General features: G+C 66.3%; 15 protein-coding genes. 13 read left to right on the forward strand and 2 right to left on the reverse strand.

All coding sequences use genetic code 11. From position 1 onward, the window contains the following. The 13 genes from ACYQ2W_RS22185 to lpxA form a co-directional block, all read left to right on the forward strand. Positions 1-875: FimV C-terminal domain-containing protein (locus ACYQ2W_RS22185; protein WP_459872357.1), on the forward strand; the 875-nt coding region annotated here is incomplete at its 5' end. 114 nt (positions 876-989) lie between these two features. Continuing rightward, complete coding sequence (gene truA / locus ACYQ2W_RS22190; RefSeq protein WP_459872360.1) at positions 990-1,769, forward strand: tRNA pseudouridine(38-40) synthase TruA; 780 nt, start codon at positions 990-992, stop codon at positions 1,767-1,769. Positions 1,770-2,159: 390 nt separating this feature from the next. Further along, positions 2,160-2,780: a phosphoribosylanthranilate isomerase gene (locus tag ACYQ2W_RS22195; protein ID WP_459872362.1), complete on the forward strand. Its 621-nt coding sequence runs from the start codon at positions 2,160-2,162 to the stop codon at positions 2,778-2,780. After that, on the forward strand, positions 2,770-3,984 hold the full coding sequence (gene trpB, locus ACYQ2W_RS22200; RefSeq protein WP_459872365.1) for a tryptophan synthase subunit beta: 1,215 nt from the start codon (positions 2,770-2,772) through the stop codon (positions 3,982-3,984). Before ACYQ2W_RS22195 ends, trpB begins: the two co-directional genes overlap by 11 nt. Beyond that, positions 3,981-4,784 carry a tryptophan synthase subunit alpha gene (gene trpA, locus ACYQ2W_RS22205; RefSeq protein WP_459872368.1) on the forward strand — a complete coding sequence of 268 codons (804 nt, stop codon included), beginning with the start codon at positions 3,981-3,983 and terminating at the stop codon, positions 4,782-4,784. Before trpB ends, trpA begins: the two co-directional genes overlap by 4 nt. A 115-nt stretch (positions 4,785-4,899) precedes the next feature. After that, complete coding sequence (accD, locus tag ACYQ2W_RS22210; RefSeq protein ID WP_459872370.1) at positions 4,900-5,760, forward strand: acetyl-CoA carboxylase, carboxyltransferase subunit beta; 861 nt, start codon at positions 4,900-4,902, stop codon at positions 5,758-5,760. A 181-nt stretch (positions 5,761-5,941) separates the two neighbouring features. Beyond that, positions 5,942-7,195, forward strand: coding sequence for a bifunctional tetrahydrofolate synthase/dihydrofolate synthase (gene folC / locus ACYQ2W_RS22215; protein ID WP_459872372.1), 1,254 nt, complete (start codon positions 5,942-5,944; stop codon positions 7,193-7,195). Between the two features lie 39 nt (positions 7,196-7,234). Then, complete coding sequence (locus tag ACYQ2W_RS22220; RefSeq protein ID WP_459872375.1) at positions 7,235-7,825, forward strand: SPOR domain-containing protein; 591 nt, start codon at positions 7,235-7,237, stop codon at positions 7,823-7,825. Positions 7,826-7,835: 10 nt separating this feature from the next. After that, entirely contained in the window at positions 7,836-8,333 is a 498-nt protein-coding gene (locus ACYQ2W_RS22225; protein ID WP_459872378.1) for a CvpA family protein, read from the forward strand. Between the two features lie 15 nt (positions 8,334-8,348). Next, positions 8,349-9,860: an amidophosphoribosyltransferase gene (gene purF, locus ACYQ2W_RS22230; RefSeq protein ID WP_459872381.1), complete on the forward strand. Its 1,512-nt coding sequence runs from the start codon at positions 8,349-8,351 to the stop codon at positions 9,858-9,860. Positions 9,861-10,327: 467 nt separating this feature from the next. Next, a complete protein-coding gene (locus tag ACYQ2W_RS22235; RefSeq protein ID WP_459872384.1) occupies positions 10,328-11,977 on the forward strand; it encodes a cyclic peptide export ABC transporter in 1,650 nt (549 codons plus the stop codon). Positions 11,978-11,987: 10 nt separating this feature from the next. Continuing rightward, entirely contained in the window at positions 11,988-12,842 is an 855-nt protein-coding gene (locus tag ACYQ2W_RS22240) for a prohibitin family protein (RefSeq protein WP_459872387.1), read from the forward strand. A 163-nt stretch (positions 12,843-13,005) separates the two neighbouring features. After that, a complete protein-coding gene (gene lpxA / locus ACYQ2W_RS22245) occupies positions 13,006-13,854 on the forward strand; it encodes an acyl-ACP--UDP-N-acetylglucosamine O-acyltransferase (RefSeq protein WP_459872390.1) in 849 nt (282 codons plus the stop codon). Here the strand turns inward: lpxA and ACYQ2W_RS22250 are convergent. Beyond that, on the reverse strand, positions 13,841-15,403 hold the full coding sequence (locus tag ACYQ2W_RS22250; RefSeq protein WP_459872393.1) for a B12-binding domain-containing radical SAM protein: 1,563 nt from the start codon (positions 15,401-15,403) through the stop codon (positions 13,841-13,843). The genes lpxA and ACYQ2W_RS22250 overlap by 14 nt on opposite strands. A gap of 127 nt (positions 15,404-15,530) precedes the next feature. Next, a partial coding sequence (locus ACYQ2W_RS22255; RefSeq protein WP_459872396.1) for a GNAT family N-acetyltransferase occupies positions 15,531-15,837 on the reverse strand: 307 nt, incomplete at its 5' end.

The following is a 15,837-nucleotide window of genomic DNA, read 5'->3' on the forward strand; positions in this document are numbered from 1 at the left end:
CGTCGTCGGCGGACGACGACGAGGCGATGTCGCTGGACCTGGGGATGGACGAGACCGCCGAAGAGGAGGTGGCCCCGCTGGATCTGGGCGCGTCGTCGGCAGACGACGACGAGGCGATGTCGCTGGACCTGGGGATGGACGAGTCCGCCGAAGAGGAGATGACCCCGCTGGATCTGGGCGCGTCGTCGGCGGACGACGACGAGGCGATGTCGCTGGACCTGGGGATGGACGACTTCACCGAGGGTGAGATCCCCGTTCTGGATCTGGGGGACGAGTTGTCGGTCGAGGCGGATACCCTGTCGTTGGACCTCGGCGCGGAAGAGATGCCCGCCTCCCTGGAGCTCGGCGACGAGTCGTCGGTCGAGGAGGCGACGATGGCGCTGGACCTCGGCGGATTGGAGCAGGATTCGGGCGATGAAGACGCTACCCTCGATCTGACAGGGGAGGGCATCGGCGAGGGGGGCGAAGAGGGCGAGCTGCCGGATCTGGATCTGGACCTGGGGCTCGATCTGGGGATGGGGGAGGGGGATGATGTCGACGAGGGGGTGACCCTCGATCTCCCCGACGGTGACCCGGGCGCGGAGATCCATGAGGAAGGAGGGGATCAGCCCCTGGTCCTCGACACCGTGTCGGCCCCCCCGCTCGACGCATTTTCGGCAGGCGATGCCGGGACGGGGTCCGGTTTTCCTGATGGCGGCCTCGAGCTGGATGAGGAGGGGGGGCTTCCCTCCGACGTCGATGAGGTGGCCAACAAGCTCGATCTCGCCCGCGCCTTCATTGGCATGGGGGACGAGGAGGGCGCGCGGGCACTGCTCGAAGAGGTGATGGCGGAAGGCACCGAGGTGCAGCGGCGTCAGGCTCAGGAGATGCTTTAAGGGCTCGCGAAAGAAGAACTTCCTCTGCGGTTTTCCCTTGTTGCCCATGCGATGGTGGGGACGGGCTGAGGCCCGTCCCTTTTTGGTGGTGTTCGCGGACAAGTTCTAGGCTTCATGAGAATCGCCCTGGGCATCGAATACGACGGCAGCGGGTTTCATGGTTGGCAGACCCAACAGCCCGGGGTGCGCGCCGTGCAGACTGAGCTGGAACGGGCGCTCGCCAAGGTGGCGGCGGAGCCGATCCACCTCTTCTGCGCCGGTCGTACCGATACCGGAGTCCACGGCGTCGGTCAGGTGGTCCATTTCGAGACCGGCGCCGGGCGTGCGCCCCGCTCCTGGATCCTGGGGGGCAACTCCAATCTCCCGGAGGATGTGCGCGTCCACTGGGCACGGCCGGTGGACGATGACTTTCACGCCCGCTTCTCCGCCCGCCGCCGCGCCTACCGCTACGTGATCCTCAACCGCTGGATCGGTTCGGCGATCCTGCGCCGGCGAGTGGTCGCTCACCGCTTCCCGCTGGACGAGGGGCGGATGGCTGCCGCTGCGGCACGCCTGCTGGGGGAGCACGACTTCTCCTCCTTCCGCGCTCAGGGCTGCCAGGCGAAGAGTCCGGTGCGCACGATGTTGCGGGCCGAGGTGACTCGCAGCGGGGATTTCATCTACCTGGACGTGGAGGCCAATGCCTTCCTCCACCACATGGTGCGCAACATCGCCGGCGTGTTGATGGAGATCGGCGAGGGCAAACGGGAGCCGGAGTGGGTCGACGAACTGCTGGCGGTGCGCGACCGTACCTTGGGCGGCGTCACCGCACCACCCGACGGCCTCTACCTGGTCTCCGTTGGCTACGATGACTACGATCTCCCGGCGCCTCCGCCACCGCCGGTGTTCGGTTGAGTCAGGGGGCGGCGGCGGGGACTCTTTCGGCGGTTCGTTTCAATACGAAGGGCAAGAAGGGGAACGGAGGGCGAGAAGGAGGCTGTCGGAGTTGTGCGTGGCCATCCCGGGCCGGCCCTCGGCTTTCCGTAGGAGCGGCCCTCAGGCCGCGATTGCATCGGAGTGGGATGCCTCGATACGGTTCGCGGTAGGAACGGAAAGGGCGCCATCGCGGCCTCGGGGCCGCTCCTACAGGCGGGAAATTCACCACCGCCGGCTCAAGCGCATCCTCTTTGCACTTCTCGCCCTTCGTTCCCCTTTTTGCTTTTCGTTTTAATAATGCGCCGTTTCTTCGAGGTGCTGCCTTGAACGAGTGGCAAAGCGGTATCGGTGGCACGGCCTGGAGTCGATATGCGAACACGAACAAAGATCTGCGGGATCACCCGCGTCCAGGACGGGCTGGCCGCGGCCAGCGCCGGGGCGGATGCCATCGGCCTGGTTTTCTATGCCAAGAGCCCGCGGGCGGTCACCGTCGAACAGGCCCGATCCATCGTGCAGGCGCTGCCGCCTTTTGTTACAGTGGTCGGTCTTTTCGTCGACCCGTCGGCCGAGGAGGTGCAAGCCACCTGCGAGGCGGTGGCGCTGGGCCTGCTCCAGTTCCACGGCGGTGAATCCCCCGAGTTCTGCCGCTCCTTCGACCGCCCCTACATCAAGGCGGTGTCGATGAAGGAGGGGGTGGAGCCGACGGCGGAGGCGGAACGGTTTCATCACGCCGCCGGGCTGCTGCTGGATACCTACCATCCGGCGATGCCCGGCGGCAGCGGCGAGTCCTTCGACTGGTCGCGGGTGCCTGATGACCTCGGGCTGCCGCTGATCCTGGCCGGTGGGCTGGCGCCGGAAAACGTGGCGGAGGCGGTGCGCGTCGCGCGCCCCTTCGCGGTGGACGCCTCCAGCGGTGTGGAGGCGGCCAAGGGGATTAAGGACGCCGCCAAGATCGAGGCGTTCATGAGAGGGGTATACCGTGTCGAGTGAGACTGTACGACTGAGCGACCTGCCGGACGCCAACGGCCATTTCGGTCCCTACGGCGGGATCTTCGCCGCCGAGACCCTGATGGGGGCGATCAACGAGCTGAAGGAGGCGTACGAGCGGTACGTCAAGGACCCGGAGTTCATCCGCGAGCTGGATTGGGACCTGACCCACTTCGTCGGCCGCCCCTCGCCGCTCTATCACGCCGAGCGCTGGTCGCGCGAGCTGGGCGGGGCGCAGATCTACCTCAAGCGCGAGGATCTCAACCACACCGGCGCCCACAAGGTGAACAACTGCATCGGTCAGGCACTGCTCGCCAAGCGCATGGGCAAGCGGCGGATCATCGCCGAGACCGGTGCCGGCCAGCACGGCGTGGCCACCGCCACGGTGTGCGCACGGATGGGCATGGAGTGCGTGGTCTACATGGGCGCCGAGGACATCGAGCGGCAGAAGATCAACGTCTACCGCATGCGCCTGCTGGGCGCCCAGGTCCATTCGGTCACCTCCGGCTCGAAGACCTTGAAGGACGCGCTGAACGAGGCGATGCGCGACTGGGTGACCAACGTCGACAACACCTTCTACATCATCGGCACGGTGGCCGGGCCCCACCCCTACCCGGCGATGGTGCGCGACTTCCAGGCGATCATCGGCCGCGAGGCCAAGGCCCAGATCCAGGAGATGACCGGGCGGCTGCCCGATGCCCTGGTCGCCTGCGTCGGCGGCGGCTCCAACGCCATGGGACTGTTCTACCCGTTCCTGGAGGACCGCGAGGTGCAGCTCTACGGCGTCGAGGGCGGCGGCCACGGCGTCGAGTCGGGCGAGCATGCCGCGCCGCTGTGTGCCGGCAAGCCCGGCGTGCTCCACGGCAACCGCACCTACCTGATGGAGGACGAGGACGGCCAGATCATGGAGACCCACTCCATCTCCGCCGGCCTCGACTACCCCGGCGTCGGCCCCGAGCACGCCTGGCTGAAGGACACCGGGCGGGCCACCTACGTCGCCGCCACCGACGACGAGGCGCTGGCCGCCTTCCACACCCTGACCCGCACCGAGGGGATCATCCCCGCGCTGGAGTCGAGCCACGCCCTGGCCTATGCGGCCAAGCTGGCCCCCACCATGGACCGCGAGCAGATCCTGGTGGTCAATCTGTCGGGCCGCGGCGACAAGGACATCCACACCGTCGCCGAGCTGGAAGGTATTAAGGTATGAGCCGCATCGCACAACGCTTCGACGACCTCAAGGCCACCGGCCGCAAGGCGCTGATCCCCTACGTTACCGCCGGTGACCCCAACCCGGAAGTGACCGTGCCGCTGATGCACGAGCTGGTGGCGGCCGGTGCCGACATCATCGAGCTGGGGGTGCCGTTCTCCGACCCGATGGCCGACGGCCCGGTGATCCAGGCTGCCTGCGAGCGGGCGCTGGCCCACAAGGTGGGGCTGCGCCGGGTGCTGGAGATGGTGCGCGAATTCCGCACCAAGGACGACGCCACCCCGGTGGTGCTGATGGGCTACCTCAACCCGGTGGAGGTGATCGGCTATGACGCCTTCGCCGCCAGCGCGCTGGAGGCCGGTGTCGACGGGGTGCTTACCGTCGACCTGCCGCCGGAGGAGGGGCACGGGCTGACCGAGGCGCTGCACGCCAAGGGGCTCGATCCGATCTTCCTGATCGCCCCCACCTCCGACCGCTCGCGCATCGAGCGGATCGCCGCCCTGGCCAGCGGCTTCATGTATTATGTCTCCCTCAAGGGGGTGACCGGCGCGGCCAATCTGGACGTCGCCTCGGTGGAGGCGAAACTGGCGGAGATCCGCGAGCTGAGTGCGCTCCCCCTGGGGGTCGGCTTCGGTATCAAGGATGCCGCCTCGGCCAAGGCGGTGGCGGCGGTGGCCGATGCGGTGGTGGTCGGCAGCGCCCTGGTGCGCCGGCTGGAGGCCAACGCCGAGACCCCCGAAAATATCAACGCGGAGGTGGGTGCCATCCTGCGCGAGATGCGCGCCGCCATGGGCGAATAGGGGATTGGCCACGGAGCCACGGAGGGCACGGAGATTGGATTGTGCGGTCGGATCGACTCCGTGTTCTCCGTGGCTCCGTGGCAAGCATTGACGAACATCTGATACGGAAGAGTGAATGAACTGGTTCCAGAAACTGCTCCCCGCCGCCATCCGGGTGGAGGCGAAGGCCAAACGTACCGTCCCCGAGGGGTTGTGGAGCAAGTGTCCCGAATGTGATCAGGTGCTCTACCGCGCCGAGCTGGAGCGCAATCTGGAGGTCTGCCCGAAATGCGACCACCACCAGCGGATCGGCGCCCGCCGGCGGCTCGACCTGTTCCTCGACGCCGAGCCGCGCACCGAGATCGGCGCCAATCTGGAGCCGGTGGACGTGCTCAAGTTCCGCGACACCAAGAAGTACAAGGACCGCCTCGCCGTGGCCCAGAAGAGCACCGACGAGAAGGATGCCCTGGTGGTGATGCGCGGCCAGTTGAAGGGGCTGCCGCTGGTGGTGGCCGCCTTCGAGTTCCGCTTCATGGGCGGCTCCATGGGTTCGGTGGTGGGCGAGCGTTTCGTTCGCGCGGTCAATACCTCCCTGGATCACGAGTGCCCGCTGATCTGCTTCTCCGCCTCGGGCGGGGCGCGCATGCAGGAGGCGCTGATCTCGCTGCTGCAGATGGCCAAGACCTCCGCCGCCCTGGCGCGGCTGCGCGCCGCCGGCATCCCCTTCGTCTCGGTGCTCACCGACCCCACCATGGGTGGCGTCTCCGCCTCCCTGGCGATGCTCGGCGACGTCAACGTGGCCGAGCCCAACGCACTGATCGGCTTCGCCGGCCCGCGGGTGATCGAGCAGACCGTCCGCGAGACCCTGCCGGAGGGGTTCCAGCGGGCCGAGTTCCTGCAGGAGAAGGGGGCGGTGGACATGATCGTCGACCGCCGCGAGATGCGCGACCGCCTCGCCAACCTGCTCACCATCCTCACCCACCGGCCCGCGCCGTAGTCCTTTTTTGCGGCGGTTGATCGACGCAGAGAACGCAGAGACGCAGAGAGCGCAAAGAAGAAGAGGGTTGCTTCGGGCGTGAAGTCGGCCGATGGATTTCCTCACATTCCCTCTCTCCTCTGCGTCCTCTGCGTCTCTGCGTTCTCTGCGTCTCCTTCCAGAGCTTCACTAGTGACCCCCCATGCGCTTTGAATCCCTCGACGATTGGCTCGCCTGGCAGGAGACGCTCCATCCCGCGGAGATCGAGCTGGGCCTGGAACGGGTGGCGCGGGTGGTCGAGGCGCTGGGGCTAGGCGACCCCGGTTTCGCCGTGGTCACCGTCGGCGGCACCAACGGCAAGGGGTCGGTGTGCGCCTTCGTCGATGCCATCCTGCGTGCCGACGGTCGCCGGGTCGGGGTCTACCGCTCGCCGCACCTGCTGCGCTACAACGAGCGCATCGTCATCGACGGCGTGGAGGTGACCGACGAGGCACTGTGTCGCGCCTTCGAGCGGGTCGATCGGGCCCGCGGCGAGATATCCCTCACCTACTTCGAGTTCGGCACCCTGGCGGCGTTCGTCCTGTTCGCCGAGCGTCGGGTGGCGGTGGCGGTGCTGGAGGTGGGGCTGGGGGGGCGGCTCGACGCGGTCAACGTGCTCGACCCGGACGTTGCGGTGGTCACCTCGGTGGGCATCGATCACCAGGCATGGCTGGGGGAGGATCGCGAGGCGATCGGCCGGGAGAAGGCGGGGATCTTCCGCGGCGGCCGGCCGGCAGTGTGCGGCGATCCCGAGCCGCCGCGGAGTCTGCTCGATTACGCCCGGGCGATCGGGGCGCGGCTCCAGCGGATCGGCGGCGACTTCCGTGCGGAGCGGCGGGAGGGGGGGTGGGATTGGATCGGCCCGCAGGGGACGTGGCGGGGGCTCCCCCTGCCGGCCCTCGATGGAACCTTCCAGTTGACCAATGCCGCCACCGCCCTGACCGCCCTGGCGGCGCTGCCGCCGACGTTGCGGCCCTCCCGCGACGCGGTCGAGCAGGGGATGGCGGCGGTGAGCCTGCCGGGACGCTTTCAGCGGCGAACCGTGGCGGGGGTGCAGTGGATCGTCGATGTCGGCCACAATCCCCACGCCGCCCGCGCCCTGGCCGAGGCGCTATGCGCCGAGCCGGTGGCCGGCCGTACCCTGGCGGTGGTGGCGATGCTCGGGGACAAGGACGCGGCCGGGACGGTCGCCGAGATGGCGGTGGCGGTCGATGATTGGTTCGTCGCCGGGCTCGCGGTGCCGCGCGGGCTCGATGCGGCGACCCTGGTCGCGCGCATGGGTGTTCCGGTGGAGGGCTCCTTCGGCGGGGTGGCCGAGGCGATCGCCGCGGCCCGCGCCGCGGCGCGGGCCGGCGACCGGGTGGTGGTGTTCGGTTCGTTCCATACCGTGGCGGAGGCTCTCCGCGTCGGCGTATAATGGCCCCTTTCCCCGCGGGCTCCTCTCATCTCCTTCTTCATGGAACAGCAGATAAAGCAACGGCTGGTCGGCGCGGTGGTGCTGGTGGCCCTGGCGGTGATCTTCCTGCCGATGGTGCTCAACGGGCCGCCGGTCGGCGAGGGCGGGGCGATTCCCCGCGGTATGCCCGTGGAGCCGACCCCCACCCACGTTCCGCCGACCCTCTCCCTGAGCAGTGCCCCGTCCACCGTGCTGCCGGTGGAGGGCGAGACGCGGGGCCGGGAAACACCGCCGGCCGCGGCACCGCCGGCGCCCGAGGGCACCGCCCGGTCCGCTCCCGCCCCCCAATCCAAGCCCTCGCCCAAGCCTTCTCCCAAGCCCGCCGCCAAGAGCGCGGCCAACCCGACCGCCGCCTCGCCGGTCTCCTGGTCGGTCCAGGTGGGCAGCTTCACCGAGAAGGCGAAGGCGTTCCACTTCCGCGACCGCCTGCGCAAGGCCCACTTCGCCGCTTACGTGGTCGATCCCTCCGGCGGCAGCCACTACTTCAAGGTGCGGGTCGGTCCCGAGCTGGAAAAGGCGCGGGCCCTCGCGTTGATGAAGCGGCTGGCGGCGGAGAAGAAGATCAAGGGCTTCGTGGTCAAGCACCAATGAGGCGGCAGCGATGGTGAGCATGAACTGGGCCGACTACGTCATCCTCACGATCATCGCCGTCTCGGCGGTGCTCAGCCTGTTCCGCGGCTACGTCAAGGAGACGCTCTCGCTGGTTGCCTGGGCCGCCGCCTTCTGGGTCGCCTTCGCCTTCTGCGACCAGGGCGCGCGGCTGCTCGCCAACACCATCTCCACCCCCTCGGTGCGGGTGGTGGTGGCCTTCGCCGTGCTCTTCGTCGCCACCCTGTTGGTCGGGGGGCTGGTCAACTACCTGATGGGGCAACTGGTGGAGAAGACCGGTCTCTCCAGTACCGATCGCATGCTCGGGCTGGTCTTCGGCATCGTCCGCGGGGTCGCCGTGGTGGCGATCATCGTGCTGCTGGCCGGCCTCACCCCGGTGCCCCGCGACCCCTGGTGGCACCAGTCCCAGCTGCTCCACCACTTCCAGGAACTGGCCCTCTGGATGCGTGGTTACCTCCCCCCCGAGGTGGCCTCCTACATCGTCTATTGAGTGAGTGTTTGAACCATGTGCGGAATCATCGGCATCGTCGCCAACGGCCCGGTCAACCAGGACCTCTACGATGGTCTCACCGTTCTCCAGCACCGCGGACAGGACGCCGCCGGCATCGTCACCTGCGACGGGGAGCAGCTCTTCCTGCGCAAGACCAACGGCCTGGTGCGCGACGTCTTCCATACCCGCCACATGCGTCGGCTGGCCGGCAGCATGGGGATCGGCCATGTCCGCTACCCCACCGCCGGCTGCTCCAGCTCCGCCGAGGCGCAACCCTTCTACGTCAACTCCCCCTACGGCATCTCGCTGGCCCACAACGGCAACCTGACCAACGCCGAGCAGCTCAAGGATGACCTCTACCGCGAGGATCTGCGCCACATCAACACCTCCTCGGACTCCGAGATCCTGCTCAACGTCTTCGCCCACGAACTGGCCAAGGCCGGCAAGCTGCGCATCGACGAGAGCGATGTCTTCGAGGCGATCGCCGGGGTCCACAAGCGGGTCCAGGGGGCCTACGCCGCGGTGGCGATGATCACCGGCTACGGCATCGTCGCCTTCCGCGACCCCCACGGCATCCGCCCGCTGGTCTTCGGCACCCGCCTGGGCGAAGACGGCCGGCCGGAGTACATGGTCGCCTCGGAGAGCGTCGCACTCGACGCCCAGGGCTACCACCTGCTGCGCGACGTGGAGCCGGGCGAGGCGGTGTTCATCGGCCTCGACGGCCAGATGCACATGCGCCAGTGTGCCGAGAAGTCCGACTACCACACCTGCATCTTCGAATACGTCTACCTGGCCCGCCCCGACTCGGTGATCGACCAGGTCTCGGTGCACAAGGCGCGGCTGCGCATGGGCACCAAGCTGGCGGAGAAGATCCTGCGCAAATATCCCGACCACGACATCGACGTGGTGATCGCCATCCCCGACACCTCGCGCACCGCGGCGATGGAGCTGGCCTACCGCCTCGATGTGGTCCACCGCGAGGGGTTCATCAAGAACCGCTATATCGGCCGCACCTTCATCATGCCCGGTCAGAAGATGCGCAAGAAGTCGGTGCGCCAGAAGCTCAACGCCATCGACGTGGAGTTCCGCGGCAAGAACGTGCTGCTGGTGGACGACTCCATCGTCCGCGGCACCACCTCCGCGCAGATCGTGCAGATGGCCCGCGACGCCGGCGCGCGCAAGGTCTACTTCGCCTCCGCAGCGCCCGCGGTGCGCTATCCCAACGTCTACGGCATCGACATGCCGGTGCCCGAGGAGCTGATCGCCCACGGGCGCACCGAGGCGGAGGTGGCGCGTGAAATCGGCGCCGACTGGCTGGTCTACCAGGACATCGAGGACCTGGTGGCGGCGGTCCACGAGGAGAACGACAGGCTGGTCAACTTTGATTGTTCCTGCTTCAACGGCGAGTACGTCACCGGGGTCGGCGAGTCCTACCTCGACCACCTCAAGCAGCTGCGCGCCGACGATGCCAAGAGCACCCGCGACGTCGCCGAAAACGAGGAGATCGGGCTGCACAACGCCAATTGAGGCGGGCTTTGGTTCTTATCGGGCACGAAGATACATAGGGCGCCCCGCGGGCGCCGCGGCGTGTCCACGCGGGAGGTGCCTTCGTTTGGCACGGCGCCCGCGGGGCGCCCTATGGGAGCGTGCGGCATCTCTCTCCCCGCTCCTTGTCCAAGCGCCTTACGTAGGGTGGATAAGCGCTAGCGCATCCACCGGAACGAGGGCAGCGGCCATCCGGTGGGGAGTGTCTCTTCCGGCTACGTGAGTGGTGGATGCGCTATCGCTTATCCACCCTACGGAGCGGTGAAGATTGTCCAAGGCCGGGAAGTGGGAACGTGTGCCGAGGCACGAGGCGCACCGCCTTCCGGCCGGCGTACCTCCCTCCGTCGCCACCCCCAATCTTCACTTTTGCCGGGTTGCCCATCCCGGCAAGCCTTCGGACAATGGAGCGACGATCAACTCCTCTCCCGGCCGCGGGAATCCTTCCTCCCATGCTCGACCTGACCCGCTCCAACCTCTACCGCCTGTTCATCCGCGAAGAACCCGGCGCCTGGGCGACGATCCTCTTCGCCGCGCTGGTGGCGGGGTTGATGCAGGGTGCCATCGTGGTGATCCTCAACCAGGCGGCCGGCGCCATCGCCGCAGACCACCTCAATCTGCGCTACCTGTTGATGTTCCTGCTGGTGCTCGGCGCCTACGCCCTCGCCTCCCACTTCTCCACCTCGCGCACCGTGGCCCTCACCGAGGGGCGCATCTTCGCCCTCTACACCGGCATCGCCGGCAAGCTCCAGCACGCCGCGCTGATCCACTTCGAGCGCCTCGGCAAGGGGCGCATCCACACCACGCTGCACACCAACACCGACCTCATCCTGGAGACCTCCAAGGGCCTCGCCGGGGTCGGCGCCGCCTGGGTGATGATCCTCTTCTGCTTCGTCTACATCGGTTATCTCTCGGGCACCGCGCTGCTGGTGGTCGCGGCCTTCTACGCCTTCGGCCTCTTCGTCTACAGCGTCAACTTCGACCGCCTGCGCCCGCTGCTGCGCGAGGCGGGCACTCTTGAGGAGCGCTTCAAGGCGCTCTTTACCGCCTTCGTCGAGGGCTTCAAGGAGATCAAGGTGAGCCGGCGCAAGGGGGCGGACCTGCTCGACAACCATATCCGCCCGGTCGGTGATGCGGCCTATGAGGCGCGGGTGCGCGCCGAGGGGAACCTGACCGCCAACGCGGTCTTCATCCAGTCCTTCTACTACATCCTGGTGGCGGCGATGATCTTCCTGCTGCCGCGGCTCGGCGGCATCAGCCACGCCACCACCCTGCAGGTGGCGGTGGTGGTGCTCTTCTCCTACGGCTCGGCGACGCGCATCGTGCAGGCGATCCCGCTGATCCTCAAGGCGGAACGGGCGGTGGGGGCGTTGCAGGACCTGGAGCGGAGCCTGGAGGAAGCGCAAGACGGCGACGCTCCCTACCACGGTCGCTTCGCGCATCTGCCCACGGAGGAGCGGAGCATCCGCCTGGAGGGGGTCTGTTTCGACTATGAGGAGAGCGGTGAGGGGAACGGTCCGCGCGCCTTCACCCTGGGGCCCCTCTCGCTGGAGATCCCGCCGGGCGAGCTGCTGTTCATCGTCGGCGGCAACGGCAGCGGCAAGACCACCCTGCTCAAGCTGCTGGCGGGGCTCTACGCGCCGAAGGAGGGGAGCCTCCACCTCGGCAGCCACCTCATCGATGCGGAGAACTACGCCGACTACCGCAACCAGTTCGCGGTGCTGTTCCCCGACTACTACCTGTTCGACCGCTTCTACGGCCACGGCACGCCGGACGAGGCGGGGCTGGAGGAGGGGCTGCGCGCCATGGAGCTGACGGGCAAGGTCCCCTGGTCCGACGGCCGCTTCGGCAACCTGCACCTCTCCTCCGGCCAGCGCAAGCGCCTCGCGCTGATCTGCGCCGAACTGGAGGCGCGTCCGATCCTGATCCTCGACGAGGTGGCCGCCGACCTCGATCCCGCCTTCCGGCGCTACTTCTACGAGACCCACCTGCCCCGGCTGAAGGCCGCGGGCAAGACCGTCATCGCCGTCTCCCACGACGAAAAGTATTTCCACGTCGCCGACCGGGTGGTGAAACTCGACGCCGGCACCGTTTCCGCATGAAGGAATCCGCATGAAGCTGCTCGCCGTACTCCGCGACCACAAGGTCAAGCTGGTCTCGCTGCTGTTCGTCCTGGCGTTCCTGATCGTCTACTTCGCCCCCTCGATCTTCATCTACGTCTACCCCGGCCAGGCGGGGCTGCTGTTCAGCGCCATGGAAGAGGAGGAGCCGCTCTCCGACCGGGTCTACAAGGAGGGGCTCTACGTGGTGGCGCCGTGGAACAAGATGTACATCTACGACGTCACCAAGCAGAAGCGCACGGTGGAGATGGACGCGCTGACCAACAACGGCCTGTTCGTCCACCTGCGGGTCAGCGCCATCTTCCACCCCCGCCCCGAGGCGCTGAAGGAGCTGGTGCTGCACATCGGCGCCGACTACGTCGACGAGGTGATCCTGCCCACCTTCCACTCCTCGGTGCGCCAGGTGATCGGCAACTACACCCCCGAGGCGCTCTACACCACCGCCCGCAATACGCTGCACGACCTGATCCTCGAAGAGGCGCACAAGGAGTTTGCCAACCTCCCCTTCGCCTTCGAGGACGTGGTGGTGGAGAAGGTCGCGATGCCCGATTCGATCAACGCCGCCATCGAGAACAAGCTCAAGGCGCAGCAGGACGCGCTCACCTACCAGTACCTGCTGGCCAAGCAGGAGGACGAGGTGAAGCGCCAGAAGATCGAGGCCGACGGCCTGAAGGCGTTCCAGGAGGTGGTCGGCTCCAACCTCACCCCGCAACTGCTCAAGTGGCTGGAGATCCGCGCGCTGCACGACCTGTCGCAGTCGCCCAACAGCAAGGTGGTGGTGGTGGGGAGTGGCGAGAAGCTGCCGCTGGTGCTGGATGCGGTGGGGACGCCCGCGGGGGGGCGGTAGCCTGGGTCTTCCGCCGGTTTCCTACAGGGATCCCCCCGGTGTGGTCCGGCGCAGGGCGGGAACGGCTACATGGATGCAGGAGGTCGCGCGTGCGGGAGCCATTGCCGAGAGCACAACGGAACCCGTCGCGCGCGCTCCCCGTTTACCCCAAGAGATTCTCCAGATGAATGTTTCGATCCATCCGACCGCCGTCGTGGATCCATCCGCCCGCTTGGGAGAGGGTGTCACGGTGGGACCGTTCTGCCTGGTGGAGGCCCATACCACCATCGGTGATGGTTGCGTCCTCGACGCCTACGTGCACATCAAGTCGCACGTGACCCTGGGTAGCGGCAACCACATCCACTCCCACGCCTGCCTGGGCGGAGCCCCCCAACACCTGGGTTACCGGGGCGAGGAGACCACCCTGCTCATCGGGAACGACAACGAGATCCGTGAACACGCGACCATGCACCGGGGTACCGTCCAGGGCCACGGTGTGACCACCGTCGGCTCCGGGGGCCTATTTATGGCCTACTCCCACGTGGCCCACGACTGCCGTATCGGCAACGAGGTCATTCTGTCCAACGCGGTCAACCTGGCCGGTCATGTGGAGGTGGGGAATTGCGTGGTCATTTCGGGAATGTCCGCCGTCGAACAACACCTGCGCATCGGCGACTACGCCTTCCTCGGCGGAGCCAGCGGCTACAACATGGACATCCCTCCGTACATGCTGGCCCACGGGGTTCGCGGCAAGCTCTTCGGCCCCAACACCATCGGACTCAAGCGTCGGGATTTCAGCAGGGAGAGCATCCAGGCCCTGAGTACCGCCTACAAGACCCTCTTCCTCAAGGGACTTTCCAGGCAGGATGCGCTGACGCGGGTGGAGAACGAATTGGGGCAGGTCGGCGAGGTCGCCAACCTGTTGAAGTTCATACGTGCCGGCAAACACGGTGTGGCCCCGGACTACCGCAAAAACGGCGACGGGAACGGCAGAAAGCGCCAGTACGAAAAACAGGCCGCTAACCCGAATTGAACATCCGCAACCTGCCGTTCGTCCCCTCTTCGGTGAACTTCCAGAAGTGCCAGTGGGTAACGCAACGGTTGACGAACTGCGCAAAGCCGAAGACCCCCTTCTGGTAAAGCCGCCGCTGTCGCCAAAAATACCGCCAATATACGGTTCCCAAGTTGCGCAACTGCCTTTCGCGAACCAGCGTCCAGAACAGATTCCACGTCAACAACAACCCGTAGACCAGCGTCGGGATCTTCCGCTGCCGGCTCCCCTTGGCGACGATCGACGCCCGGCGTCGGCGGAACTGCGGATAGGCGTAGATCCTGAAATAGCGTTCGAGAAAGGCCTCCGGGGCATAGAGCCTGCGCAGAAGATCCCAATAGCCCTGCTGCAACTGCTCCGGGGTCATCTGCTTCGGCACATAGTTGCAGTTGAAATCATGCAGCCGCAGTCGCCCTTCTTGCTGCAAACGCTCATACAGCGGGGTCTTCGGTATGGCCGTGAGCATGCCGACCATCGCCAGCAGGATCCCGTTGTCCTGGATAAAGCGGAACTGGTCGTCGAAGATCGACTCATCGTCGTGATCGAAACCGACGATGAAGCCGGCATTGATATCGATGCCGGCGTTCTGGATACGCGTCAGCCGCGACTCGATGCCGTCGGCCGAGACATTGTGGAATTTCTTCGTCTCCTCGAGCGACTCCTTGCGCGGCGTCTCGATCCCAATGAACACCGAACGGAAATTGGCCTCGTAGAGCAGGTCGAGCAGCTCCTCGTCATCGGCGAGATTGATCGTCGTCTCCGTATTCAGGCGCAGCGGATAGGCGTGCCGCCGTTGCCAGGCGACGATTGCGCGCAGCAGCTCCTTCGCCGCCCGCTTGTTGCCGATGAAGTTGTCGTCGACGATAAACGCCGCGAGGAAGCCCAGTTCGCGCAGTCGATCGAGTTCCTCAATGATCTGCTCCGGGCGTTTCATCCGCGGGCGACGCCCGAAGGTGACGATGATGTCGCAGAACTCGCAGCGGAACGGACAGCCACGCGAAAATTGAATGGAGCCCGTCGCGTAGCGTCTTACCTGGAGCAGGTCGAACCTGGGCGGTGGCAGGGCGCCCATGTCGGTTGGCTGCGCCTGCCGGTAGACGCTTTCATAGGGGTTCCCGGCGGCAAACTGCTCGATGAACGCGGGCCACGTGGTATCGGCCTCGCCGGAGAAGAGCACGTCACAAAGGCCATCGAAATACCCCTCGTCCACCGATGCGTAGGCGCCGCCCACGGCGGTGAAGATCGATCGCTCGCGCAGCCCGAGGAGAATCTCCCGCATGCGCTCCTTCTGCACGTTCATGCCGGTCACACCGACGATGTCGTAGCCTTTTAGAAGCTCGAAATCCAAAGGCTCGACATTTTCGTCGAGCAGGCGAACCTCGTGCCCCGGCGTGAGCCCCGCGAGGTGGGGCAAGGCACCGGTGACCATGGTGCAGCGGACATCTCCGGGATAGAGCGGCAAGGCGTAATCGAAACCCCAGTAGGAGGGTTCGAAGCGCGGATTGATGAGGCAGATCTTCAACTTCTTCATAGCGCCCAATACAGCCTGCCGGGCGGGGAAAAGTCAACTCGCTACATGTTCTCCAAGAACGAAAAAAATGTAAATTCACACTGTTAATGATATTCGCAGGATAGGTGTCCTACTGTCCGAATGTTCTTCAATCGATTTCGCCATGCCGTAGAATTCTGATCCAATTGCCGGGTTCCTTGATGATGCATAAGGCGCGTCCTCTTGCGCCAATCTCCTCGTGGATCGCGTTCGTTCCGCGGTTGTTGCCGCCTCCGATGCGCAAACGCTCAATGCCCTCGTCGCGCGTGCGTTCCAGGATCCTCTCCACCATGAACGTTGCAAGGCCCCGTTGTCGATGGGCCGGGTGCACCTCCACGCCAAAGATATGTCGGGAATTGTCGGGATGGTCGTGAAAGGCGGCATATCCGATCAACTCGCCGGAGAGTTCCAGCAGC

The organism is Endothiovibrio diazotrophicus (assembly GCF_054657215.1).

What these genes read in the sequence shown, in the direction of transcription:
- accD (WP_459872370.1), top strand. Translation starts at nt 4,900, where the DNA reads ATGAACTGGTTCCAGAAACTGCTCCCCGCCGCCATCCGGGTGGAGGCG.
- ACYQ2W_RS22195 (WP_459872362.1), top strand. Translation starts at nt 2,160, where the DNA reads ATGCGAACACGAACAAAGATCTGCGGGATCACCCGCGTCCAGGACGGG.
- truA (WP_459872360.1), top strand. Translation starts at nt 990, where the DNA reads ATGAGAATCGCCCTGGGCATCGAATACGACGGCAGCGGGTTTCATGGT.
- ACYQ2W_RS22220 (WP_459872375.1), top strand. Translation starts at nt 7,235, where the DNA reads ATGGAACAGCAGATAAAGCAACGGCTGGTCGGCGCGGTGGTGCTGGTG.
- purF (WP_459872381.1), top strand. Translation starts at nt 8,349, where the DNA reads ATGTGCGGAATCATCGGCATCGTCGCCAACGGCCCGGTCAACCAGGAC.
- ACYQ2W_RS22235 (WP_459872384.1), top strand. Translation starts at nt 10,328, where the DNA reads ATGCTCGACCTGACCCGCTCCAACCTCTACCGCCTGTTCATCCGCGAA.
- lpxA (WP_459872390.1), top strand. Translation starts at nt 13,006, where the DNA reads ATGAATGTTTCGATCCATCCGACCGCCGTCGTGGATCCATCCGCCCGC.
- folC (WP_459872372.1), top strand. Translation starts at nt 5,942, where the DNA reads ATGCGCTTTGAATCCCTCGACGATTGGCTCGCCTGGCAGGAGACGCTC.
- ACYQ2W_RS22240 (WP_459872387.1), top strand. Translation starts at nt 11,988, where the DNA reads ATGAAGCTGCTCGCCGTACTCCGCGACCACAAGGTCAAGCTGGTCTCG.
- ACYQ2W_RS22250 (WP_459872393.1), bottom strand. Translation starts at nt 15,403, where the DNA reads ATGAAGAAGTTGAAGATCTGCCTCATCAATCCGCGCTTCGAACCCTCC.
- ACYQ2W_RS22225 (WP_459872378.1), top strand. Translation starts at nt 7,836, where the DNA reads ATGGTGAGCATGAACTGGGCCGACTACGTCATCCTCACGATCATCGCC.
- trpA (WP_459872368.1), top strand. Translation starts at nt 3,981, where the DNA reads ATGAGCCGCATCGCACAACGCTTCGACGACCTCAAGGCCACCGGCCGC.